This is a genomic window from Rhodococcus sp. JVH1, from assembly GCF_000280725.2.
In the GTDB taxonomy this organism is placed as follows: domain Bacteria; phylum Actinomycetota; class Actinomycetes; order Mycobacteriales; family Mycobacteriaceae; genus Rhodococcus_F; species Rhodococcus_F jostii_A.
In genome coordinates, this window is the sequence record NZ_CP166289.1 from 4,004,349 (window position 1) to 4,028,154 (window position 23,806).

Sequence of the window (23,806 nt, forward strand, 5' to 3'; positions counted from 1 at the left end):
TCTCAGGCGGGTTCGCGTCGGGAGTTGAACAGGACGCCGAGCAGTCCGAGTCCGTAGACCGCGCCACCCGCCAACACCAGCCCGAGTGACCGGCCGTCGGGGGCGATCACCAGGGAGGCCGCGGCGATCGACGCGATGAAGGCCACGTTGAACACCGTGTCCTGCAGGGCGAACACCTGTCCGCGGCGGTCGTCCTCGATCTCGATCTGCATCGCCGCGTCACCGGTGAGTTTGATGGACTGCCCGGCGAATCCGAGGAGGAGCGCACCGCACAGCAGCGAAGCCTGCGTGAGCGTCGCGACGAGCGTGCACTGCACGACGAGGGCGAGGATCAGGCCGCCGACGATGGTGCGCGACCGTCCGACGCGCGGAATCAGGAACGGTGTCGAGATCGCCGCCAGCAGCATGCCCGCGGCGGTGGCGCCGACGGCGACGCCGAACCCGGCCAGACCGCCCGGCAGGGCGCTGACGGTGGCGGTGTCCCGGAGTACCAGGACCATGATCAACGTGTTGACACCGAAAACGATCCGGTGCGTGCCTATTCCGATCATCGCCGTTGTGACGCCCGGTGACTGCCACACGGCGACCGCCCCGTTGCGCAGTCCGGCGGCGACGGCGCGGACCGCCCCGTATTCGGGTTTCTCGTCGGCGTGCGGGCCGAGCAGCCGATGGTGGAAGCGCGACGCCGCGAACGCGGCCACCGCGGAACCGCAGGCGGCTGTCGCGACGGCGATTCCCGAGCCGCGGTCGCCGGCGCCCACGAGGGAGATGATGGCGACGGACGTCGCGGCTCCGAGTGCGGCGACGACGGAGCCGGCGGTGGCGAGCACCGAATTGGTGGCCACGAGCCAGGACCGGTGCACCACTCGCGGCAGCGCCGCCGAGACTCCCGCGAGAACGAAACGGCTCACTCCGATGGCGGCGAGCGCCAGGAGGAGGAGCGCGGACTCACCGGTCCCCGTCTCCAGTAACACGGCGGTCAGCAGAATCAGCAGTCCGCGCAGAACATTCGCCCACAGCAGCACGGCGCGGCGATCCCAGCGGTCGAGGAGCGCGCCCGCGTACGGTCCGATCACCGAGTACGGGAGCAGTAGTACCGCGAAACCGGCGGCGATCGTGACGGGATCCGTGGCGCGCTCCGGGTTGAACAGAATCGCGCCGCCGAGTGCCGTCTGGAACATACCGTCGCCCAGCTGACTGGCGAATCGCACCGTCGCGAGGCGGGCCAGCCCGGGCGACCGCCGGAGGGTGTACGCCGTTCTGCGCCACGCCTCGCGCCGGTCGCCGAGCTGTTTCGCCATTCACAGGACCCTATCCGGCGGCCGCGACCGACCTGTCCTGCCACCACTGGACGGTCTCCTCGGCGGCGCGGTCCAGCGGGGTCGGGGCCAGTCCGAGCCGGGCCTCGCTCTCGGACGAGTCCATCACGAACGGCTCCTCGAACTGGTACAGCATCTCGGCCAGCTCGCGGCTCCCCTGGTGCACGAGCCCGCCGCCGCGGATCACCCAGCCGGGCAGGGTGCTCACCTTCGGGGCGGGAACCCCGGCGGCCTTCGCGTAGGCCTCGACCATCTGCCGTTGGGTGACGGCCGGGACGGTCGGTGCGTGCAGCACCGAGTTCCACAGCGCGGGGTCGTGGGCGGCGGCGATCATCGCGGCCGCCAAGTCGGGAACGTACGTGAACGAGTGGGGCAGGTCGGCGGAACCGAGGACGCGCATCGTCTTGCCCGCGAGGACGACGGGCACCATGCGCTCTCCGGCGTGCGCGTTCAGCACCTGCGGTCCGAAGAAGTCGGACGCGACGACGCTCACGGTGAGGGTCGAGGACTCGGCGCGGGCTTTCAGAAGCCGGGTCCGGATGCCGCGTTTGCCGGAGTCGGCCGACCGCGGCGTGTGCTCGGTCATCGGCTGGTGCGACGTGTCGTAGGAGTAGAGGCTTTCGGGGAACACGACGACGGCGCCGACGCGGCCTGCGGCCTCGAGCACGGTCTGCTCGGCGGCGGGGAGTTCGCGCTCCCATGCGTCGGCGTTGTAGGCGGCGTGGATGCAGTGGTAGACGGCGACGGCTCCGTCGAACGCCTCACCCAACGCGTCGGCGTCGGAGACGTCGACCTTCCGCCGCTCGATCAGGGGATGGTCCGGGCCGCTGCCCGACCGTGTGAGGACCCGCACCTGGCGCCCCTGTTCGGCGAGCTGCAGGGCGACGGTCCAGCCGACGGGTCCTGCTCCGGTGACGATCTCGATGTTCGACATGTCCGCTCCTGCTGTGTGAGTCGATTTCGGCGATTCGAGAGCACTGCTCTCTGTCTCATTCGAGAATGCTCCCCCTCGACCTCATTGTCAAGAGCACTGCTCTCGTTTGTTGACACCGCTCTCTGAAATTGCCACGCTGGACCCCATGCCAGGAACACCACGGGAGCGCGCCCGCGAGCAGACGTTGCAGGACATCACGAGGATCGGACGCGAACAGCTGGCCGCGGTCGGCGCCGCGGCCCTGTCGCTGCGGGCCGTCGCGCGGGACCTCGGCGTCGTGTCCTCCGCCGTCTACCGGTACGTCAAGAGCCGCGACGAACTGCTGACGCTGCTCGTCGTCGACGGATACAACGAACTCGGCGACGCCGCGGAGGCAGCCGTCGCGTCCGCCGCCGAACCGCGGGAACAGTTCCTGGCACTCGGCCGGGCGGTGCGCGAATGGGCGCTCCACGAGCCCGCCCGCTACGGATTGCTGTTCGGCAGCCCGGTTCCCGGCTACCACGCGCCCGGCGAGCAGACCACGACGCCGGGCACGCGGGTGATCTACGCCCTCGTCGGGATCTTCGACAACGCGTTCCGGGCGGGCAAGCTCGAGGCGGCCGCCGCCGCGCCCATCGACGACGAGCTCGCGGCAGACCTCGACCGCATCCGCTCCGAACTCGGACTCACCACCCCCGACCATCTGCTCGCCCGCGGCGTGCTGGTCTGGTCGGCTCTGTTCGGGGCGGTGAACTTCGAGGTGTTCGGGCAGTACGGCGCCGACACGTTCACCACACCGGGGGCACTGTACGAGCACCACCTCGCGGTTCTGGCCGAGACGGCGGGGCTGTCCGGGGCGTAAAGCGGCGAACCGGACGCAGGTCGCGTCCTCCGTCACATCGCGTCCGCCGCGGTGGGATGATGTTCAGGTGGCGCACGCAGAAGAACCCGAAGATCGAACGGCGTCGACGGAACCGGTGGTCCGGCCCGGCAGCCTGTTGGTCTCGTCCACAGATCTCGTCGAACCCGCATTCCGTCGCACCGTGATCTATGTGATCGAGCACAACGACGCCGGCAGCCTCGGCGTGGTCATCAACCGTCCCAGCGAAACCGCGGTGCACGACGTGCTGCCACAGTGGGCGCCGCTCGCCGCGCGCCCGTCCGCGCTGTACGTCGGCGGCCCCGTCAAACGGGACGCCGCACTGTGCCTGGCGACGCTGCGCACCGGTGCGCAGGCCGACGGTGTCGCGGGTCTGCGCCGGGTCCACGGCCGTGTGGTGATGGTGGATCTCGACTCCGACCCCGAGGTCATCGCCCCGCTGGTGGAGGGTGTCCGGATCTTCGCCGGCTACTCCGGCTGGACGTACGGCCAGCTCGACTCCGAACTCCAGCGCGACGACTGGATCGTGATCTCCGCGCTCGCGTCGGACGTGGTCGCTCCCGCCCGGGTCGACGTGTGGGCGCAGGTGCTGCGCAGGCAGCCGCTCCCCCTCGCCCTGCTCGCCACTCACCCGATCGACGTCGAGCGCAACTAGCCGACACACCCCGCGCACGTCCCCGGACTGTCGGGGACGGGTGGTATCAACAGAGGTGGGGAACGAGAAGTGAGGAGGACAGCACACGTGATCGACACCTGTCACGGAACATTGATCGTGCACGCGCTCTACGGAGCAGAGTGCACGGACGAGTCGTGCGTCGAGTTGTCCGCGGACCGGCACGCACTGATCATCGACTGCGACGAATTCGGCGACTGCGTGTGCTCGGCGGAGTTCGCCGAGCAGCTGCGTCACGCATCCTGAGAATCCACCTCGAGCGTCACCCCTACCTCCGACAGGCGTCGGCGCAGCTTCGGAAGATGGCTGCCCGGCCAGTACAGCTGCGCACAGTCGCGGCATCGACTGAACTCGTGTTCGTTACCCGCGACGCCCGGTGGCGCCTCGGCGAGCGCTTCGGCACGGGGAACCGGCGCGAGAAGGCCGTTGCAGCGCGCGCACCGCGTGAACGGTGAGATCCGCGACCGAAGGTCGAAGCGGTCCAGCACTTCCCGCAACTGCCGGCGTGGGTCGGTTTCGTGCAGGAACGCGCCGTGGGTGAGCGCCGACCTCTTGAGTAGGCCCGTGTCCCGGGTCAGGACGATGCGATGCTCAGACAGGGAGATGTCCACCAGTTCCGGGTCGGCGAAGTCGTTGCGGTAGCGGGTGTCGAATCCCAGCAGGCGGAGGTAGCGGGCGAGTCGGCCGAGATGCACGTCGAGCACGAACGTCGGGTCCCGCAGCGGTCGGGGACGCAGTTTCGTGACTCCGGTCAGCTCGAGTCGCTCGAACATCGGGTACACCGCGACCCGTTCGCCGCCGCGCAGCAGGTGCGCGAAATCGACCGACACCTCGTCGACGAGGATCAGATCCACCTCGGTGTGCGGGACGCCCAGCGCCTCGATCCGGTCCTTCACCGACGGGGTGCCATCGAATTCGTGCTCGAACGTGTGCTTGCGCCGCAGCGGCGGCAGAAAGTCGTTCAGCTCCTCGTAGAAGCGGAACTCGCAGTGACGAAGTGGCTCGGGCATCGGCATTTCACATCCCTCATGACACAGTACTGGCCGACTCCTCGCGGCTGCGCCTCGAATACTTCTGCGCGAGCGCGGCGCAGACGATGAGCTGGATCTGGTGGAAGATCATCAGCGGCAGCACTATCAGCCCCACCGGATGTCCCGCGAACAGGACCGAGGCCATCGGCAGACCGGTCGCGAGGCTCTTCTTCGATCCGCAGAAGACGATGACGATCCGGTCGGGGACGGAGAATCCCAACTTCCGACCGGCCACTGCCGTGACGGCGAGTACGACAGCGAGGATGACGAAGCACACCAGCACGACACCGATCACCTGCCACACCGTCACCGTGTGCCAGATTCCCTCGGTCATGCTCGCGCTGAACGCGGAGAAGACCACGAGGAAGATCGAGCCGCGATCCACGATCCGGGTGGGTTCGGAGTACTTCTGCAACCAGTCGATGACGAACGGCCGGATCAGCTGGCCGACGAAGAACGGCAGGAGAAGCTGTAGCACGATGTCGAGGATCGACGAGAAGTCGACGTGGGCGTCACCGGTGGTGTTCATCAGCAGGATCACCAGCGCCGGTGTCACGAACACACCGATGAGATTGGAGAACGACGCGCTCACGATCGCCCCGGCCACGTTGCCCTTGGCGATGGACGTGAACGCGATCGACGACTGCACCGTCGACGGAACCAGGCACAGGTACAGGATGCCCGTGTACATGTCCTCGCTGAGCACCCCCGGCACGAGGATGCGCAGCGCGAGCCCGATCAGCGGGAAGAGCACGAACGTCGCGGCGAACACGACGGAATGCAGCCGCCAGTGCTTCAGCCCCTTCAGCGCCTCCTGCGGCGACAGCCGCGCGCCGTACAGCAGGAACAGGACGCCGATCGCGATCCGGGTGGCCCAGTCGAGCACCGTCTGACCGGTCCCCGACACGGGGAAGACGGTCCCCAGGATCGCCACGGCGACGATGCCGAGGACGAACCCGTCGAGGTGGAACCGGCTGAGAAATTTCACTGCGTCAAGGGTAGAACGGCGTGGTCACGACCCTTCGTGCGGACGCTCAGCACCGCGAGGACGCCGCACAGGACGGCGCCGATGATCGCGAGTTCGATGATGGCGACGTGCATGCCCTGGACGGTGATGGCGATGCCCGCGCAGATGGACGGCACGGCGAGACCGACGTAGCCGACGGTGAAGAACGCGGCGAGCGTCCCGCCCTGGGCGTCGGGGGCGTGCTCCGCGGCGGCGGCACCCACCGCGCGCATCGCTCCGGCGAACGAGAGTCCGTGCCCCACACCGACGATGACGGTCACGACGCACAGCAGGACGAGGGACGGCACGAAGTCGACGACGAGCAACCCGATCATGCCTGCGCCGACGGCGCCGATGCCCAGGGTTCGGCAGAGCACGGTTCCGAGCCGGTTGGCCACGAGTTGCGCGGTCACCGAGCAGATCATGACCAGTGCGGCGGCACCGCCGGCGACCACGAGGTTGCTCACGCCGAGCAGGCCGATGATCCACGTCGGGACCACCGACTGGAACAGGCCGACGGCACCCCACGCCAGTGCGACTCCGAGGGAGGACAGCCAGAACACCTGACGGATGGGTGCGGGGACGTGCGGGACCTGGAACAGCTGGGTGGGGCGGGACTGCCCGCCGGTGGGTGCGGGGAGCAGCAGCACCATGATCAGTGCAGGTAGCAGTGTCAGCGCGAACAGCACGTACGGCAGGACGAGGGCGTGCGGAAGGTACTGCGCGACGGCCCCGCCGAACAGCGGGCCCAGCGACGCACCGAGTGCGGTGGTGAGGGTGGCGGCGAGACCCGCGCGGCGGAGGTTCCGGGCCGGTTCGTGCTCGATGAGGGCGGCGGATCCGGCGGCCGAACACGCACCGACGGCGATGCCCTGGGCGATTCGGCCGAAGAACAGCCAGATGGTCGAGTCGGCGAACGCGAGGACCAGTGCGCCCAGCAGGCTGAAGGAGATGGCGGCCAGCAACACGAAACGGCGTCCGAGTTTGTCGGACAGCGGGCCGAAGAACAGCAACGAGGGAAGCAGTCCGGCGACATAGACGGCGAAGATCAGCGTCTGGACCAGAGGGGTGAATCCGAACTCGTGGCGGTAGAGCGAGTACAGCGCCGTGGGGATGTTGGCGCCGAGGAGCAGCACGACGAGGAGGTAGTTCAGGCCGTGGAAGTGGCGGCTGGTGGAGGTGGGGACGGTGTCGGCGTGAGCGGTTGACGTGGACGTGTGGGGTCGCCTCCTCGGGCTGTCCGAATACATGGGACGTCCTACGTAGTTTAGGCGGGCCGGTCGTGTGTCGCGAGCCGGCGAGGTGTGAGGATGAGTACATGGCAGTGGTTCGGCGCGAATCCGCGTATCAGCAGTCCCTGGACTGGATGCGTGGCCAGATCGCCCAGGGCGACTGGACGGTGGGCGAGCGCATCCCGACGGAACCCGAGTTGATGACGCTGCTCGGGGTCGGGCGCAACACCGTGCGCGAGGCCATCAAGACCCTGACGTCGACGGGCATCCTCGAGATCCGGCGCGGGTCCGGGACGTTCGTGCGGGCCCGCACCGACATCGGCGGGCTGCTCGGGCGACAGGTCGCGGTCGCCGAGATGCTGAACGTCTTCGAGGTCCGGCGGGCCCTCGAGACGGAGGCCGTCCGGCTGGCGTGCGGTCGCCGCACCGACGACGACCTGCGGTCCCTGTCCGCGCTACTGGAAGAGCGGCAGCGAACGACGGATCAGCCGTCCCGGTTCGCGGACGCCGACCTCGCATTTCACCTCGGGGTCGTGGAGGCCGCGCACAATCCGGTGCTGTCCGACCTGTTCGCGGGGATCCTCGAACCCACCCGCGCCACCTACGACTTCACCGAGGGCGTCCACCCCCCGTCGCTGACCACCGACGACCATCGCGCCGTCATCGACGCGATCGCCGCCCGCGACGCGGACGCCGCGGTCCGGGCCGCCCTCGGCTACCTCGACCGCGTGCTCGACGCGGTGCACCAGGCCTCCCGCCCGTGAGTGGTTAGCGAGTCCCTGCACTCCCGGGCCACTCACGGGTGGCGGAGCCGCCTGTCGGCGAACGTGTTGAGCGCCCCGGCCATGTCCTCGGCCCGTGCACTGGTGACGGTCAGCCGGTCGCCGCACGCCGTCGTGACGATCACGGCGGGACCGCTCCTCGTCACGACGCCGTAGTTCCGCCGGCCCTTCACCTTGAGTCCCCAGCCTCCGAAGTCGTCGAACGGCTTGATCACGTCGACGCGGGCGCCCTCGATCTCGTCGACGCCGTACTGCAATGCGGTCATGCCCATGTTCACCACCCGGATGCCGGACGGATCGACGATCACCCGGAAGCGGAGCAGGCTCACCACCAGCAGCCCGACCGGAACGAACACCGCGAGCGGCCACCACCCGTCGACGAGCAGACAGACGGCGACAGCGGGCGCGACACCGAGCAGCAGGAGCAGCACCAGCGAGCCGACGGTGCCGAAACCGACCGTGTCCGCGACCGTCGCCGGGTCGTCGGCGCGCGGCAACCGGGGGTCGGGGGGACTTGTGGCGGACACCCGGGGCCGGTAGTCGCGCAGCAGGGCGGCGCCGAGCAGGCCGACGACCGCGCCGATCACGACGCCGAGGCCGAGCGACCACAACGGCAGTTCGGTATGAGAGACGTCGGTGATGTCGAGTTGGACGTAGAGCAGCACCACCTGCACCGTCAGGATCAGGCCGACCACGGACAGTCCGACGACGAGCATCGTGCGTCGCATCATCAGCATCGCCTGGGCCAGTGCGGCGATCGCGGCACATCCGCCACCGAACAGGACCGTCACCAGGGCAAAGGTCCAGGCGCTCGACATCGGGGTGGCGAAGCCGTCGGGCGAGGTGGTGGTCCAGTGGGTTGCGATCTCCGCGGGCAGCCGCGGTTCCCAGATCTTCGTGAGGACGACCCCGAACAGGGCGGCGAGGACCGGCAGCAGGAGACCGAAAACTGCGCCTGCGGGGTCGACGACGCGCGAGGACTTCACCGGACGGGCCGTCGGCAGCCGGTCAGGACGGCTGGCAGGCGCCCTTCAGCGAGCACGCACCGCAGGAACTGCCGCACCCGCCGGTGTCGGCAGCGGGCACCGCCGCGGCGGCACGGGCACCGAGTGATCCGCCCGTCGCCGCGGTGAGAGCGGCAGCCACGACGCTGACGAGGACGGCACCGATTCCGAAGACTCCGCCGATCAGGATTCCGGCGATTCCGCCGATCACGAGGAGCCCGGCCGCGGCGAGCAGGGTGGGCCCTGCGACCTTGTTGGCCAGCGCAAACGTCTGATCGTCGCGCATCGTCTCGGGGGTGCGAACACCCGCCCACCGGTTGCGCGGGAGGCGCTCGGCGAGGCCTGCAACGGCGACACCGGAGACAGCGACGGCGAGCACGAACAGCACGACGGAGGCAATCAACACGAGACCAGGATACGGCGGACCCGGACGCGCAGGTGAGCCCGGGTGGGGTGAGGCTCTACCCTGGTTGACGGTATCCCCCTAATTCAGAATGTCAGCCAAGTAGATAGCGACCACAGTGACCGAGCACGTGCAGCCCGCCAACCCGTCCGACGCGACCCCGCAGCACCGCTACACCGCGGAGCTCGCCGGCCAGATCGAGCAGCGCTGGCAGGACCGGTGGAGCGAGGAGGGCACGTTCAACGCGCCCAACCCGGTCGGTCCCCTCGCCGGCGACGTTCCCGCGGACAAGTTGTTCGTGCAGGACATGTTCCCGTACCCGTCGGGGACGGGTCTGCACGTGGGCCACCCGCTCGGCTACATCGCCACCGACGTGTTCGCCCGCTATCACCGCATGCAGGGCCACAACGTGCTGCACACCCTCGGCTACGACGCGTTCGGTCTGCCTGCCGAGCAGTACGCGGTGCAGACGGGTACGCACCCGCGGACCACCACCGAGGCCAACATCGTCAACATGAAGCGGCAGCTGCGCCGCCTCGGGCTCGGCCACGACGAACGCCGCACATTCGCGACCACCGACACCGACTTCTACCACTGGACGCAGTGGATCTTCCTGCAGATCCACGACGCGTGGTTCGACAAGGAGGCGGGCAAAGCCCGGCGGATCTCGGAGCTCGAGGCCGAGTTCGTCTCGGGTGCGCGCTCGCTGGAGGACGGACGGGACTGGGCGTCGCTGTCCGTGTCCGAGAAGGAGGCCGTCCTGGACTCCTACCGCCTCGTCTACCACTCCGATTCGATGGTCAACTGGTGCCCCGGCCTGGGCACGGTACTGGCAAACGAGGAGGTGACCGCCGACGGTCGCAGCGACCGCGGCAACTTCCCCGTGTTCCGTAAGCACCTGCAGCAGTGGATGATGCGCATCACCGCGTACTCGGACCGTCTGGTGGACGACCTGGAGTACCTGGACTGGCCCGAGAAGGTCAAGACCATGCAGCGCAACTGGATCGGACGCTCGCACGGTGCGCAGGTGAAGTTCGCCGTGGCGGTCGAGCGGAGCGAGGGTGAACCCACTGTCCACGACGTCGAGGTGTTCACGACGCGTCCGGACACGCTGTTCGGCGCGACGTACGTGACGCTGGCGCCGGAGCACGAACTGGTGGACGACATCGTTGCGGCCGAGTGGCCCCGGGGTGTGGATTCGCGCTGGACCGGTGGTGCCGCAACTCCCGCCGAAGCGGTTGCGGCGTACCGGAAGTCGATCGCGGCCAAGTCGGATCTCGAGCGTCAGGAATACAAGGAGAAGACGGGCGTCTTCCTCGGCACCTACGCGGTGAACCCCGTCAACGGGCACAAGTTGCCGGTGTTCATCGCCGACTACGTCCTCACCGGCTACGGCACGGGCGCCATCATGGCGGTCCCGGGTCACGACCACCGCGACTACGAGTTCGCGACCGAGTTCGGTCTCGACATCGTCGAGGTCATCTCCGGCGGCGACCTCACCAAGGACGCGTACACCGGCGACGGCACGATCGTGAACTCCGATTTCCTGAACGGCATGAGTGTCGCCGACGCCAAGAAGGCGATCACCGAGCGTCTGGAAGCGGACGGCACCGGCAAGGGCACCATCCAGTACAAACTGCGCGACTGGCTGTTCGCCCGCCAGCGGTACTGGGGCGAGCCGTTCCCGATCGTGTACGACGCCGAGGGCAACGCGCACGCCCTGCCGGAATCGTCTCTGCCGGTGGAGCTCCCGGAGGTCGAGGACTACGCACCCGTGTCGTTCGATCCGGACGACGCGTCCTCGGAGCCCTCTCCCCCGCTGGCGAAGGCCGTCGACTGGGTCAACGTCGAACTCGACCTCGGCGACGGGCTGCAGACGTACCGCCGCGACACCAACGTGATGCCGCAGTGGGCCGGCAGCTCCTGGTACCAGCTGCGGTACATCGACCCCACCAACCCGGACGTGTTCTGCGACAAGGAGAACGAGCGGTACTGGACGGGTCCGCGCCCGGAGATCCACGGACCCAACGATCCCGGCGGCGTCGACCTGTACGTCGGCGGGGTCGAGCATGCGGTGCTGCACCTGCTGTACTCGCGGTTCTGGCACAAGGTGCTGTTCGACCTCGGCTACGTCAGCTCGAGCGAGCCGTACCGCCGCCTGTACAACCAGGGCTACATCCAGGCGTACGCGTACACCGATGCGCGCGGCGTGTACGTACCCGCGGACGAGGTGGAGGAGAAGGACGGCAAGTTCTTCCACCAGGGCGTCGAGGTCAACCGCGAGTACGGGAAGATGGGCAAGAGCCTCAAGAACTCCGTGTCGCCGGACGAGATCTGCGAGGAGTACGGCGCCGACACGCTCCGCGTGTACGAGATGTCGATGGGTCCGCTGGACACGTCCCGCCCATGGGCGACCAAGGACGTCGTCGGTGCGCAGCGCTTCCTGCAGCGCGCGTGGCGGGTGGTGGTCGACGAGGAGTCCGGTGCACTGCGCGTCACCGACGACGCCCCGGCGGAGGACACGCTGCGCGCGCTGAACAAGGCGATCGCCGGTGTGAGCGAGGACTACACGGCCCTTCGCGACAACACGGCGGCGGCCAAGCTGATCGAGTACACCAACCACCTCACCAAGGCGTACCCCGGCGGTGCCCCCCGCTCGGTGGTGGAGCCGCTGGTGCTGATGCTGGCACCGCTGGCCCCGCACCTCGCGGAGGAGCTGTGGTCGCGGCTCGGGCACGAGAAGTCCCTGGCCCACGGCCCCTTCCCGGTGGCCGAGGAGAAGTGGCTGGTGGAAGACACCGTCGAGTACCCGATCCAGGTCAACGGCAAGGTCCGGAGCCGCGTGACCGTCGCGGCAGACGCCCCGCGCGAGGAGATCGAGAAGATCGCGCTGGCCGACGACAAGATCGTGGCGCTCCTCGACGGCCAGGATCCCCGCAAGGTGATCGTCGTTCCCGGCAAGATGGTCAACATAGTGCGCTGACGCGCCCGTGAGTACTTGTTAACGTCGGGCGGTTAATAAGTACTCACGGCAGGATCGTCGTATGACCGTTCTCAAAGCCGTGATGGCTCCCCGCGACGAGACGGTGGTCGACGGGTTCAGTGAAGTCGACGTCTACGACCTGCCGACCGCGTGCACCGCGGACGTCACCGGTATCTACCTCAGGTGGGACGTCGATCAGGAATTCCTCGTCGAGCAGCGGGACTTCCTGAACTCTTTCGTGGTCCGCGGCGGCCGGGTCGTCGTCAACGGGCACGTGCAGCGCGTCTTCCTGGACGGACTGACCCGGTGGCGCAAGCTCGAGTACCGCGGCCCTGCGGACCTGGCGCTGACGCGTGTGACGGAGCACCCGGTGTGGGCCGGGACCGATCCGAAGGCGTTTCTCTACAACACGGGGCGCCGCGGACCGGTGGCGTTCGCCGAACTCGAACGCATCGGCGTCGCGGGGTTCTACGGCCGCGGCTGCTATCTGGACCTGCCAGACGGCGCGCGGGTGGTGCACACGATCGGTCGCACCCGCGCCCCGATCGACTACGAGTACCCGCTCGGCGCCGGCCGGGTGCTGGTACACGGCGGCAACGACCTGCTCCAGTTCTCGAGTGCCGATCGCGGCACCGCCGACCTGCGGCCGCAGATCGTCCGATGGCTGGAGGTGAGATGACCCGCGCCGCGACCGTCGCCTTCCTGCACGGTGGTAGCCACGCCCAGCTGGCCACTCTCGCCGACCCCGCCCTGGAGCCGTACCGGATCCGCCCGGTGCACGTGCGCACCGGCGACCTCGGCGACCTCCGCGACGTGGACGTCCTGGTGGTCGTCGACCGCCTGCGCCCGGACCTGCTGACACGGTGGACCGCGGCGATCATCGACTGTCTCGGTCGCGGTGCCACGGTGGTCGTCTTCGGCGAGAACCACTGCGGGGACTGGCTTCCCGGTGTCCGCGAGGACAGCCGCCCGACCGTGTTCTGGTGGTGGCGCACCGGCGAGGATCACCGACTGCGTCTGCGTTCCCCCGACCACCCGGCGTGGGACTACTTCTCCGAACGCTCCGTGATCTGGCACTACCACGGCGTCCTGGAGCCGCCGAGCGGCGCGGTGAGCCTGGTCGACCTCCACACCGAGCACGGTGAGCGCGACGGTTCGATCCTGTTCGTCGACGAGACCACTACCGCGGGGCGGCTGCTCGTCACCACGATGGACCCCGTGTACCACCACGGATCCGGGTTCATGCCCGGCGCAACGCAACTGCTGTATTCGGTTCTGCGCTGGGCGTGCGCGCCCGTGAGTACTTATTAACCACCGGCGGTTAACAAGTACTCACGGGTGGTTTGACACATGGGTGCAACTCGTCATCGAGGCAACCGACCTTCTCGGTCTGCATCCGGGAGACGCGACCACCGCCGGCTGGGTTCTCGACTGCACGGCGACCCCGACGCTGACGGGTCTCGACCTCACCGGACCGTACGTGCAGGGCCGGCCGGGGCGCGCGGTTCGTCTACCTGTCGTGGGGGACGCTCGATGCCGACGGCCGATTCGACATGTTCCGCCGGGCGAAGTTGATGTGGACGCGGTGGATCCGGCGATTGCGGACGCGGCGTCGGCTGCCGGTCGCATCACGGCGCGACTCGGGCTCACCGACGCCCGGGGAAATCCGCTGTGCGCTGCGGTGCGTCCGCCGTTGGTCGAGTGGTCGGCGTAGCCGATCGCCGTACCCCCTGCGCGTAGGGTGAGGGTATCGGCGGCACTTCGTACGCGAACGCCCGAGATCGCGTCGCCGCCGACAGAGATATCGGTCGCATTGCGGCCGAGGCGGGAGCGTCGTCATGACGCTACAACAGGATCGCAATTTTCCCGGTCGTCTTCACGGCGCCCATACTCGTGGCGGCCCGGCGCAGTCGCCGCGGCTTCGGTTGAAGCCGGAAGCGCCCGGTGCCGGCACGGTGGACGGCGCCTGGTGGCCCCGGTCCCGTGACCTGACCGTGGAGATTGCGGATCTGGTTGCGCTGGTGGCGGTTCGGGTGGGTGTGGTCGATCGGGTCGTGTACGACATCAAGGCCTGGCTTCCTGCGCCGCGCCGGGTCACGGTCGCGGGGCGGTCGGTGCATCTCGACGGCTACGAGTACCAGCCGCTCAACACCCTGTACGTGAGCGGTCTGAAGCGGACGAGGTTGACGCTCCTGGTGGTGCCCCCCGAGGCCGATGCCCGCTATGCCGACTCGACGATGCACACGGCGGCCAACCCCAACAGTGCCCTGACCGCCGACGAACTGCTGATGTCGGGCATCAGGGACGGCTTCGACCGCACCACGAGCGCGAAGGGACGTGAACGATGACGCACGACGACAACATCACGCACTCCGGTCGTGGGCTGGGACTTTCTCGGCCGGCCGACGGTGGGCAGCCTTTCGACGCACCCACCCGGACCCCGAGACTGCTTCTGCGCGCTCGCGGCGAGGTGTCGGAGGGCGTCGACGGGGCGTGGTGGCCCCGAACCACCAATCTGACCACCGAACTGCACGACCTGATCAGCGCGTTGACGGATCGAGTGGGAACGACCGAACGCGTCGCGTTCGACTGGAACTCGCTGAGCATCTCGCAACGCGGCATCGACCGGCGGGACGGCATCGAGGTGTCCGGCCCGGATCCGGATCAGCCGCCCGACATCATGTACGTCTTCGGTACCGACGGACGTCGCCTCGACATCTTGATCGTCGGGCCCAATACCGACGCCGACAACGCTTTCGAGGCGATGCAGCGGGCTGTGGGTCTCGCTCCGGACCAGTAGTCGCTATCGGCTCTCGGCGTCGTGGAGGGCCGGCGGCCGATCGACGTGACGGGGACGCTTCTCCCGCATCCACGGCAGTGCTGCGGACGCGATCAGGACGACGGCCATCCCCGCCCACTGCACCGGCGACAGTTGCTCGCCCAGCAGAATCTGGGCGGCCAGCACCCCGACCACCGGTTCGAGCAGTCCGAGGAGGCTGACCGAGGCCGAACCGAGCGCGCGTACCGCGATGAAGGAGCAGCCGATCCCGATCGGCATCAGCAGGAGCCCCTGGAACAGGATGGACCCCCACCCGCTGGGTGCGAACGTCCAGGACTGTCCGTCGACGACGGCGATGGTGCCGGTGGCGATTCCGGCGCCGAGTGACGCCAGTCCGCCGGCGGCGACGGGGCTGACCTGGTGTACCCATCGTTCCCCGACCACCAGATACAGGGCGTACCCGGCAGCGCTGAGGAGGGCGAGTACCGCCCCGTTCACGGCGACGGCGGAGCTGCCCGCGCCTGCGACGAGCGCGATGCCGCCGGACATCGCGAGGGCCAGCACCAGCTGACCGCGGTGGATCCTGTTCCGGGTGAGCACCCAGACCAGCGCCATCACGAACAGCGGGTAGATGTGGACGATCACGACCGCGATCTGGGCGCCGGTCACGCGCACTGCCGCAAAGAAACACAGCAGCTGGATGCCGAACAGCGGGCCGCAGATGAAGCACAGCCCGACAGCGGACTTCCAGGTCACGCCCGTCAGTCGTCCGGTCGACCAGGCCAGGAGTAGCAGGAGTGCGGCACCGACGAGGCTGCGGAGGCAGACGAGGACGGCCGGCGACACTCCACCGGCGTAGCCGATCGCGGCGAACGTCGGGGTGAGTCCGTAGGCGACCGCGGAGGCCGCACCACATCCCCAGGCGACGGCACTGCGGCCGCGGGTGGTGCTATCGCCCATGGACTCGAACGCGCCGAGCGGTCCGCGGTGGTCGGGTCACCATGTCCGCGGCGCGACGAGTTCGTCGTGAACGAACTGCACGAGAACCTCTTTCATGGCGGCGACGGTCATGTTCGGTGCGCCGGTGAGCACCTGGATGGCGGTCCCGTCGGTGAGCGCGGTCAGCCGCTGCGCGATGGTCTCCGGGTCGACGTCGGTGCGGAAGATCTCCTGGCGTTGTCCGCGACGGACGATCTTGACGACGGTTTCGTGCCAGCGCGCGTAGTAGGTGTTGTGGAACGGGCGGAGTTCGGGTCGCAGCGTGGCCTCGGCCCAGAACTGCAGCCAGATGGACCACTCGTCGCGCAGTGGCCCGACGCGGGGCAACTGCATGTCGATCAGGCGGAGCAGCCGCTCGTGGGCGTTGTCGATCGCCTTGAGTTCGCGGCTCTGCCGGTCGAACGCGTTGTCGATGGCGTGGCGGAGGGCAGCCGTCAGGACGTCGCTCTTGCCGGGGAAGTAGTAGTGCACCGCCCCGGTGCTGGTGCCGACGACCTGTGCGATGTCGGAGATGCGGACCGAGTGGTATCCGCGCTCGGCGATCAGCTGAGCCGCGGCATCGAGTATCGCCGTTCGACGCGCGTCCTCGGTGACTTGAGCGGTCACTGTCCCTCCTTCGATTAGTCATCTGACTGATCCATCAAATCATACGCCTCAAACTGACGCATCAGTCAGACAGCGCATCCCCTGCGTGAAAGTGGTCGACTCCGGGGACTCCCCTGCATAACCTCAGCTCAAACCATCTCAATGAGCAGAAAAACCATTCGGGCGGCGAGTCAGTTTCCGGAAAACCCTTGACATCTGTGGGCTGCATCACGGTATAACTGATGCATCAGTCAGACCCCCGGGTCGGAACGGCAGCGACGAGAGGCGAACGCTCGATGGAATGTGAGAACCCAGGTGGAGGCGCCGGGCAGGTGCTGCGCCCCGACGTCCATCGCGGGCGGGTGGCACTGATCACCGGTGGAGGCACCGGGATCGGACGCGCGATCGCACTGGACATGGCGAGGTGTGGAGCCGACGTCGTCATCAGCGGCCGCCGGTCCGAGCCCCTCGAAAAAACCGCCGCCGAGATCGAGGCGCTGGGCGCCCGGGTGCTCGCAGTGCCCGCCGACATTCGCGAGGAAGAGCAGGTGACCGACCTGGTCGACCGCGCTCTCGACACATTCGGCCGGATCGACATCCTCGTCAACAACGCCGGCGGCCAGTTCGCGGCGCCGGCCGAGGACATCACCAGCAAGGGATGGCGCGCCGTTCACCGCCTCGCCGTCGACGCCACCTGGGCGGTCACCCGGGAGGTCGCCGTTCGCGCGATGATTCCGCAGCGGTCGGGATGCATCTTCTTCATGGCGTTCTCCCCGCGTCGCGGAATCGCATCGATGGTCCATGCCACCTCGGCCCGCGCCGCCCTCGAGAACCTCGCGTCCGGACTGTCGCTGGAGTGGAGCAGGTACGGAATCCGGTCGATCTGCATCGCCCCGGGCACCATCGCGACGGAGGGCATGGAGGGCAACTACACCGAAGAGGCCCGCGCGCAGTGGACGTCCGCGGTTCCGCTCGGACGCCTGGGTACGGCCGAGGACGTCTCCGGAGTGGTCACATTCCTCGCGTCGCCCGCAGGCAGTTACGTCACCGGCACCACGCTGGTGATCGACGGCGGCGCCGACGCCTGGGGTACGGGTCACCCAGCTCCGAAGGTCGAGGAGACGCGATGAGCACGATCACCGACCGTGACCTCACGGCACTGTTCGACCCCCGGTCGGTCGCCGTCCTCGGTGCCAGCAACGACGAGACGAAGTACGGCAACTGGATCAGCGTTCAGGCGCTCCGCATGAAGGGCAACCGGTCGGTCCACCTCGTCAACCGGCGCGGTGAGCGCATCCTGGGACACCCTTCGCTCCGCAGCCTGTCGGAACTCGACGAACGAGTCGATCTCGTTGTCATCACCGTTCCGGCACAGGGTTTCGAGGAGGCCGTGGACGACGCCCTCGCGGCGGGCGCCACCGCCATCGTCGGCGTCACCGCCGGTTTCGCCGAACTCGGTGCTGCCGGAAAGGCTGTGCAGGATCGGGTCGTGGAGCGGGTGCGGGCGGCCGGAGCCGTCCTTCTCGGGCCGAACTGCCTGGGTGTGCTGGATTCGAGCACCGCGCTGACGCTGGCCTCGAACGCGCTTCCCGCCGGACGGGTCGCGCTGCTCTCCCAGAGCGGCAACATGGCGCTCGAACTCAGCCAGTTCCTCGAGGCCCGCGGGCACGGGTTCTCCCGGTTCGCCTCGCTCGGGAACCAGGCAGACCTCGGCGCCGCCGACCTCATCCGCTCCTGCGTGGAGCACGACGACACCGATCTCATCGCCGTGTACTGCGAGGACTTCGGTGACGGGCGGGCGTTCGTCGATGCCGCCGCGCAGGCATCCCGAGCCGGGAAGCCGGTTCTGCTGCTGACGGTGGGTGGCAGCGCGGCCTCCATCCGCGGGGCGCAGTCGCACACGGGATCGCTGACGTCCGACAGCGCGGTCATCGACGCGGCCTGCCGGGCTGCCGGGGTGTACCGGGTGTCGAGTCCACGGCAGCTCGCGGACGTGGCGGCCACACTCCTCGGGTACGGACCTGCGGAGGTACGCAGGGTCGGCGTCATCGCGGACGGCGGCGGGCACGCGGGTGTCGCGTCCGACGTCGTCGAGGCAGCCGGACTCGCGGTGCCGGAGTTCACCGCCGACATCAGCAGCGCACTGCGCACTCTGTTGCCGCCGTCCGCCGGGGTGACGAACCCGGTCGACCTCGCCGGAGCCGGGGAACAGGACATCACCTCGTTCGTCTCGGTCCTCGACACCATCCTGCAGAGTCCGGCCGTCGATTCCGTCCTGCTCACCGGATACTTCGGCGGCTACGGAAGTTACGGCGAGAACCTCGCGCGAGCGGAGGTCGACACCGCCCGTGCGATGGCCGAGACGGCGCGCACCCACGGCAAGCCGGTCGTCGTGCACACGATGCATCCCGACAGCGCCGCGGCCCGGGTCCTCGCCGACAGCGGAGTTCCGGTCTTCCGGGCGGTGGAGGATGCCGCGGGTGCGCTCGGGATCATCGCCGAAACCGCTGCGCCGCAGCATCATGCGAGCCTGTCGAGCGAGCCGGCCGAGCCGGTCACCAGCGACGCGTACTGGGACGCCCGCGAACTCTTCCGCACTGCGGGCGTCGAGTTCCCGGACGCGCAACTGGTGCGGACCTGCGCCGAGGCGGTGGCAGCGGCCGACACCGTGGGGTACCCCGTGGTCCTGAAGGCGATGGGGTTGCTGCACAAGTCCGACTCCGGCGGGGTGGCGCTCGGATTGGGAACCGCGCAGCAACTCACCGACGCGTTCACGCGGATGGACGACTCGCTCGGTGCGCCCGCCTACTGCGTGGAGGGGATGGCGGACCTCAGTGAGGGAGTCGAACTCATCGTGGGAGTCCAGACCGACCCGCGGTTCGGTCCCGTGGCGATGGTGGGTCTCGGCGGTATCTTCACCGAGGTCCTCGCGGACGTCGCCTTCGCGCTGGCGCCGGTCGATGCGGAGACCGCCCGCGGCCTGCTCGACAACCTGCGGGCGTCCGCTCTGCTCCGAGGGGTTCGCGGCAGGCCCCCGATCAACGTCGACGCGGCCGCGGATGCCATCGCCGCCGTCACGACCGTGGCCACCGCACACCCCGAGATCGCGGAACTCGAGATCAACCCACTATTCGTCACTCCGAAGCACGCCCTCGGACTCGACGCACGCATCGTCCTCAGCTCATCGAACACCAACTGACACAAGGAAGTTCTTTCACCATGGAATTCGCATACAGCCCCCGCCTCGCCGACCTCAAGGAGCGCGCACGCGCCCTGACCGACACGATCATGCAGTTCGAGGACGAGTGCGAAAGAAACAACGGAATTTCCGACGAATCCCACGCCACCATCAAGGCGGCCGTCCTCGCATCGGGACTGCAGGCGATCAACACCCCCGTCGAATACGGCGGTGCCGGACTGACGGTGCTCGAGCAGGCCGTCGTGCAGGACGAACTCGGTAAGCTCACCAACGCGCTGTGGGACACGGTGTGGCGGCCCGCGAACCCGCTGACCCATGCGACCCCCGAACAGCGGGAGCGCTACCTGATTCCCGGTGCCCGCGGTGACCGCCGCGACGCCGTCGCGATCTCCGAGGCCAACGCGGGCTCGGACTTCTCCGCGGCGAGTACCACCGCGACCCCCGACGGCAACGGCGGGTACATCATCAACGGCGAGAAGTGGTTCGTCACGGTCGGTGACGTCGCCGATTACCTCATCGTGCTGGCCAACGTCGAACCCGAGCACGCCGCAACGATTTTCCTGATCGACGTCGACACCCCGGGTGTGAAGATCAAGCACATCCCCCGCTACACGCACACCTTCGTCTACGAGCACCCCGAGTTCACGTTCGAGAATGTGCGCGTCGGAGAGGACGCCGTGCTCGGTGGCATCGGGCAGGGTCACGACCTCACCCGCGACTGGTTCACGGAGGAGCGGCTGATGATCGGCGCACGCACGATCGGTGCCGCCGAGCGGGCGCTGACCCTGGCCGTCGACTGGGCGCGGGAGCGGGTGCAGGGCGGCGAGCCGCTGATCAATCGTCAGCTGATCCAGGGCATGATCGCCGACTCCGTCGTGGACATCACCACCAACCGGGCACTCACCCACCAGGTGGCGTGGGAATTCGACCAGGCCGACCCCCACGACGCCGATCTGCGAAAGACGCTGCACGCCAAGGCCGCGACCGTGAAATTGGCCGCCTCGGAGGCGTCGAACCGGGTGGCCGACCGGGCCGTCCAGATCTTCGGTGGGCGCGGCTACATCCGCGACTACCCCGTCGAGCGGCTGTGGCGCGAACTGCGCGTCGACCGCATCTGGGAGGGCACGTCGGAGATCCAGCGCCTGGTCATCGCGAACGAGGCCAACAAGCGGGGTCTCGACAACCTGCTGTCGTTCCGCTACGAGGCCGGGGAGAAGTAGCACGATGTCGACCGAGAACCCCGGGACCGTCGATGTGCGCCGCGACGGCGACGTCGCCGTCGTCACCCTGAGGCGCGAACGGAAGCGGAACGCGCTGTCCACGCACATGGAAGCCGAACTGCTCGGCGCACTGGGGTCACCCGAGGTGAAATCCAGCCGTGCGGTGGTCCTCACCGGGGGCGACTCGGTGTTCTCGGCCGGCGCGGACGTCACCGAACTGCGGGAGATGACGCCGGAGGCGATCGCCGAGTACTACCGGACCTGCGGGTCGGTGTACGAGGCGCTCGCGGCTCTCCCGCAACCCACCGTGTCCGCGATCACCGGCTACTGCCTCGGCGGCGGGCTCGAACTGGCTCTCGCCACCGACATCCGCGTCGCCGATCCGGCCGCGGTCTTCGGATTCCCGGAGATCGGAATCGGAATCCTCCCCAGTTCCGGTGGGGTCACCCGCATCACCCGCGTCGTCGGGGCGGGCCGTGCCCGCGACCTCGTCCTGCGCGGACGGCGCTTCGATCACACCGAGGCCGAACGCTGGGGCGTCGTCAGTGAGATCGCCCCTCCCACGGAGCACGTGAAGCAGGCGCTGAGCATCGCGCACGAACTCGCGGCGTATTCGCCGCTGGCGCTGAGCATCACCAAGCAGGTGCTGGACGTCAGCGCCGACTCCCCGCACCATGCCTCGCTGCTGCTCGAGCAGCTCGCCTACTCGGCGCTGAACAAGACAACCTCTTAGCGGTACCGGCCGAGTGCGGCCGACTCGACCGCCACCCCCAGGGTGACGGCACCAATCTACGTAGTGGAGACGACATGAGTTCCTTCGACGTGATGGACAGACCCGCCAAACGCGGGTTTCACACCAAGCTCCTGATCGCGTGCTGTGGCGGACCATTCCTGGACGGGTACGTCATGAGCATCATCGGCGTGGCCCTGCTCGGGGTGACCGAGCAACTTCACCCGACGACAGCCGAGGCAGGGTTGATCGGTGCCGCCTCGCTGATCGGAATCTTCCTCGGCGCCACAGTGTTCGGCTTCCTCACCGACCGGATCGGCCGGGAGAAGATGTACGCCCTCGACCTGGTGGTACTGGTCGTCGCGTGCGCATTGTCGGTGTTCGTCCAATTGCCGTGGCAGCTCATCGTTCTGCGCTTCGTCATCGGTGCGGCCATCGGTGCCGACTACCCCATCGCCACCTCGCTGCTCACCGAGTTCACTCCCACCAAGAAGCGCGGCGCCATGGTCGGGATGTCGGCCGTCGCGTGGTCGGCGGGCGCGGTTGCCGCGTACGTGGTCGGTGCGCTCGTCGTCGGCATCTCCGGTGGCAACGACCATTGGCGCCTGCTCCTCGCGTCCAGTGCGGTGCTGGGTCTGATCGTGATCCTGGTGCGCCGCGGAATCCCGGAGTCGCCGCGCTGGCTCCTGAAGAACGGCCGGGTGGCCGACGCCGAGGCCGTGGTCGAGAAGATCTACGGGGAGAAACTCGACCTGAGCAAGGTCACCGTCGAGGACACGGCGGACAAGCCGAAGGCCGACATCCGGATCTACTTCCGCGGCCAGTACCTGGCCCGGCTGATCATGTGCAGCGCTTTGTATCTGGCGGTCGTGACCCCGCTCTACGCGTTGCTGACATTCCTGCCCACGATCCTGTCGGGCTTCTCGATCTCCGGTGACGGTTCCGCGGGGCTCATCGTCGAAACCGTCATCATCGGGCTCATCGTCGCCGGATCCATCCCCGCACTGTTCCTGGTCGAGAAGTGGGGCCGGCGTCCGATCGCCGTGGTCCCGCTGGCCCTGATGGTGATTCCGCTGGCAGGGCTGTGGTTGTGGGCGGACGGTCCCCTCTGGTTCATCGTCGCCGCCTTCTGCGCGTACGCGTTCATCTCCGGCGGTCCGAGCATCCTGGTGTGGATCTACCCCAACGAACTCTTCCCCACCGAGTTCCGGGCGACCGCGGTGGGAATCGCCACCGCGGTGAGCCGGTTCGGTGCCGCGACGGGCACGTACCTGCTGCCGCTGAGCATCTCGGCGCTGGGAACCGGCACCACGATGCTCTTCGGTGCGGTGCTGACGGCGGTCGCGTTCGTGATCTGCTTCTTCATGTCGCCGGAGACGAAGGGGAAGTCGCTGGAAGAGGTGTCGTCCGTAACCGCTGCCCCGGTAATGGGGACGAGCGCTCCCCGGCTGGAGAAGTTGGAGGAGGCGTCCGCGCCGCGAACCTGAGGATGGTTACCTCCCGCCCCTGCCGGCTTCCGATGTCGGCAGGGGCGGGCCCGGTGCGAACATGTCCCGCTGCCTGGGAGAAGGGGCTCCCCACCGGGCCGGTGCTGCGTTACTCTCACCACTAGAACACGTTCTATTAGACTGAGGAGTTCGCATCATGGCACCGTCCGCAGAAGACATTCGCAAGACCGTCGAGAGGTACATCGAGGCGGTGGCCACCGGGACCGCCGACGACGTCGTCGCGCTGTACGCCGAGGGCGCCACCGTCGAGGATCCGGTGGGTACCGAGCCGCGGACCACGGTGGAATCGCTGCGGGAGTTCTACGGAGTGATCGAACCGCTGAAGCAGACCGGCGAGCTCCTGACGCTGAAGATCGCCGGAAACTCGGCCGCGTTTCACTTCTCCCTCGTCACCGACCTGGGTGAGCAGAAGCTCGAGATCGCGCCGATCGACGTCATGACGTTCGACGACGACGGCAAGATCACCTCCATGCGCGCCTTCTGGTCGCAGGAAGACATGATCACGAGCTGACCGACGGCCGGGCCCGGCAACCACACCGCAATTCGGCCCGGCTGATCAG

General features: G+C 68.2%; 25 protein-coding genes. 16 read left to right on the forward strand and 9 right to left on the reverse strand.

Translation table 11 applies throughout. The features are described from left to right. Positions 1–2 precede the first annotated feature (2 nt). Both JVH1_RS18440 and JVH1_RS18445 read right to left on the reverse strand, forming a co-directional pair. Positions 3–1,301 (reverse strand): MFS transporter, encoded by a 1,299-nt coding sequence (locus tag JVH1_RS18440; protein WP_009476715.1) that lies wholly within the window; start codon positions 1,299–1,301, stop codon positions 3–5. 10 nt (positions 1,302–1,311) lie between these two features. Continuing rightward, on the reverse strand, positions 1,312–2,253 hold the full coding sequence (locus JVH1_RS18445; RefSeq protein WP_009476714.1) for an NAD-dependent epimerase/dehydratase family protein: 942 nt from the start codon (positions 2,251–2,253) through the stop codon (positions 1,312–1,314). Positions 2,254–2,398: 145 nt separating this feature from the next. Here JVH1_RS18445 and JVH1_RS18450 point away from each other — a divergent pair, with 145 nt between their 5' ends. The 3 genes from JVH1_RS18450 to JVH1_RS18460 all read left to right on the forward strand — a co-directional run bounded on the left by JVH1_RS18450 (position 2,399) and on the right by JVH1_RS18460 (position 4,031). Then, positions 2,399–3,094 (forward strand): TetR/AcrR family transcriptional regulator, encoded by a 696-nt coding sequence (locus JVH1_RS18450; RefSeq protein WP_009476713.1) that lies wholly within the window; start codon positions 2,399–2,401, stop codon positions 3,092–3,094. Between the two features lie 67 nt (positions 3,095–3,161). After that, positions 3,162–3,767, forward strand: coding sequence for a YqgE/AlgH family protein (locus JVH1_RS18455; RefSeq protein ID WP_009476712.1), 606 nt, complete (start codon positions 3,162–3,164; stop codon positions 3,765–3,767). An 87-nt stretch (positions 3,768–3,854) separates the two neighbouring features. Then, positions 3,855–4,031 carry a hypothetical protein gene (locus JVH1_RS18460; protein WP_009476711.1) on the forward strand — a complete coding sequence of 59 codons (177 nt, stop codon included), beginning with the start codon at positions 3,855–3,857 and terminating at the stop codon, positions 4,029–4,031. Here the strand turns inward: JVH1_RS18460 and JVH1_RS18465 are convergent. From JVH1_RS18465 to JVH1_RS18475, 3 genes are read right to left on the reverse strand one after another with little or no spacing between them, the layout of a single operon-like run. Further along, positions 4,019–4,801, reverse strand: a complete 783-nt coding sequence (locus JVH1_RS18465) for a Mut7-C RNAse domain-containing protein (protein WP_009476710.1) — start codon at positions 4,799–4,801, stop codon at positions 4,019–4,021. The genes JVH1_RS18460 and JVH1_RS18465 overlap by 13 nt on opposite strands. Positions 4,802–4,811: 10 nt before the next feature. After that, entirely contained in the window at positions 4,812–5,804 is a 993-nt protein-coding gene (locus JVH1_RS18470) for a bile acid:sodium symporter family protein (RefSeq protein WP_009476709.1), read from the reverse strand. Continuing rightward, complete coding sequence (locus JVH1_RS18475) at positions 5,801–7,072, reverse strand: MFS transporter (protein WP_009476708.1); 1,272 nt, start codon at positions 7,070–7,072, stop codon at positions 5,801–5,803. The genes JVH1_RS18470 and JVH1_RS18475 overlap by 4 nt, the downstream gene beginning before the upstream one ends. A 68-nt stretch (positions 7,073–7,140) precedes the next feature. Between JVH1_RS18475 and JVH1_RS18480 the strand changes: the two genes are divergently transcribed. Continuing rightward, positions 7,141–7,818 carry a FadR/GntR family transcriptional regulator gene (locus tag JVH1_RS18480; RefSeq protein ID WP_009476707.1) on the forward strand — a complete coding sequence of 226 codons (678 nt, stop codon included), beginning with the start codon at positions 7,141–7,143 and terminating at the stop codon, positions 7,816–7,818. A 32-nt stretch (positions 7,819–7,850) separates the two neighbouring features. Here JVH1_RS18480 and JVH1_RS18485 read toward each other — a convergent pair whose 3' ends face one another. Together JVH1_RS18485 and JVH1_RS18490 are read right to left on the reverse strand one after the other, a co-directional pair. Further along, the gene (locus tag JVH1_RS18485) at positions 7,851–8,822 is read right to left on the reverse strand and encodes a DUF1648 domain-containing protein (protein ID WP_009476706.1); all 972 of its coding nucleotides are present in this window, start codon (positions 8,820–8,822) and stop codon (positions 7,851–7,853) included. A 22-nt stretch (positions 8,823–8,844) separates the two neighbouring features. Beyond that, the gene (locus JVH1_RS18490) at positions 8,845–9,246 is read right to left on the reverse strand and encodes an SdpI family protein (RefSeq protein ID WP_005249154.1); all 402 of its coding nucleotides are present in this window, start codon (positions 9,244–9,246) and stop codon (positions 8,845–8,847) included. 115 nt (positions 9,247–9,361) lie between these two features. On the opposite strand from JVH1_RS18490, the gene leuS reads away from it, so the two are divergent. The 6 genes from leuS to JVH1_RS18520 all read left to right on the forward strand — a co-directional run bounded on the left by leuS (position 9,362) and on the right by JVH1_RS18520 (position 15,026). Beyond that, positions 9,362–12,226, forward strand: coding sequence for a leucine--tRNA ligase (gene leuS / locus JVH1_RS18495; protein WP_009476705.1), 2,865 nt, complete (start codon positions 9,362–9,364; stop codon positions 12,224–12,226). A 61-nt stretch (positions 12,227–12,287) separates the two neighbouring features. After that, positions 12,288–12,905 (forward strand): hypothetical protein, encoded by a 618-nt coding sequence (locus JVH1_RS18500; RefSeq protein ID WP_009476704.1) that lies wholly within the window; start codon positions 12,288–12,290, stop codon positions 12,903–12,905. Next, complete coding sequence (locus JVH1_RS18505) at positions 12,902–13,537, forward strand: hypothetical protein (protein ID WP_009476703.1); 636 nt, start codon at positions 12,902–12,904, stop codon at positions 13,535–13,537. Before JVH1_RS18500 ends, JVH1_RS18505 begins: the two co-directional genes overlap by 4 nt. A gap of 43 nt (positions 13,538–13,580) precedes the next feature. Next, positions 13,581–13,940 (forward strand): DUF5990 family protein, encoded by a 360-nt coding sequence (locus JVH1_RS18510; protein WP_009476702.1) that lies wholly within the window; start codon positions 13,581–13,583, stop codon positions 13,938–13,940. A gap of 124 nt (positions 13,941–14,064) precedes the next feature. Next, on the forward strand, positions 14,065–14,574 hold the full coding sequence (locus JVH1_RS18515; protein ID WP_011596225.1) for a DUF5994 family protein: 510 nt from the start codon (positions 14,065–14,067) through the stop codon (positions 14,572–14,574). Then, positions 14,571–15,026, forward strand: coding sequence for a DUF5994 family protein (locus tag JVH1_RS18520; protein WP_009476700.1), 456 nt, complete (start codon positions 14,571–14,573; stop codon positions 15,024–15,026). Before JVH1_RS18515 ends, JVH1_RS18520 begins: the two co-directional genes overlap by 4 nt. A 3-nt stretch (positions 15,027–15,029) precedes the next feature. Here JVH1_RS18520 and JVH1_RS18525 read toward each other — a convergent pair whose 3' ends face one another. Together JVH1_RS18525 and JVH1_RS18530 are read right to left on the reverse strand one after the other, a co-directional pair. Further along, positions 15,030–15,965 (reverse strand): DMT family transporter, encoded by a 936-nt coding sequence (locus tag JVH1_RS18525; RefSeq protein ID WP_009476699.1) that lies wholly within the window; start codon positions 15,963–15,965, stop codon positions 15,030–15,032. A 36-nt stretch (positions 15,966–16,001) separates the two neighbouring features. Further along, the gene (locus JVH1_RS18530; protein ID WP_009476698.1) at positions 16,002–16,610 is read right to left on the reverse strand and encodes a TetR/AcrR family transcriptional regulator; all 609 of its coding nucleotides are present in this window, start codon (positions 16,608–16,610) and stop codon (positions 16,002–16,004) included. 275 nt (positions 16,611–16,885) lie between these two features. Between JVH1_RS18530 and JVH1_RS18535 the strand changes: the two genes are divergently transcribed. From JVH1_RS18535 to JVH1_RS18560, 6 genes are all read left to right on the forward strand, one after another. Beyond that, positions 16,886–17,719 (forward strand): SDR family NAD(P)-dependent oxidoreductase, encoded by an 834-nt coding sequence (locus JVH1_RS18535; RefSeq protein WP_011596223.1) that lies wholly within the window; start codon positions 16,886–16,888, stop codon positions 17,717–17,719. Beyond that, positions 17,716–19,788, forward strand: coding sequence for an acetate--CoA ligase family protein (locus JVH1_RS18540; RefSeq protein ID WP_009476696.1), 2,073 nt, complete (start codon positions 17,716–17,718; stop codon positions 19,786–19,788). Before JVH1_RS18535 ends, JVH1_RS18540 begins: the two co-directional genes overlap by 4 nt. Before the next feature lie 20 nt (positions 19,789–19,808). Beyond that, positions 19,809–21,008, forward strand: coding sequence for an acyl-CoA dehydrogenase family protein (locus JVH1_RS18545; protein WP_009476695.1), 1,200 nt, complete (start codon positions 19,809–19,811; stop codon positions 21,006–21,008). Positions 21,009–21,012: 4 nt separating this feature from the next. Then, a complete protein-coding gene (locus tag JVH1_RS18550) occupies positions 21,013–21,741 on the forward strand; it encodes an enoyl-CoA hydratase/isomerase family protein (RefSeq protein WP_009476694.1) in 729 nt (242 codons plus the stop codon). A gap of 74 nt (positions 21,742–21,815) precedes the next feature. Further along, positions 21,816–23,225, forward strand: a complete 1,410-nt coding sequence (locus JVH1_RS18555) for an MFS transporter (protein ID WP_009476693.1) — start codon at positions 21,816–21,818, stop codon at positions 23,223–23,225. 157 nt (positions 23,226–23,382) lie between these two features. Then, positions 23,383–23,757, forward strand: coding sequence for a nuclear transport factor 2 family protein (locus JVH1_RS18560; RefSeq protein ID WP_005262400.1), 375 nt, complete (start codon positions 23,383–23,385; stop codon positions 23,755–23,757). The last annotated feature ends 49 nt before the right edge of the window (positions 23,758–23,806 follow it).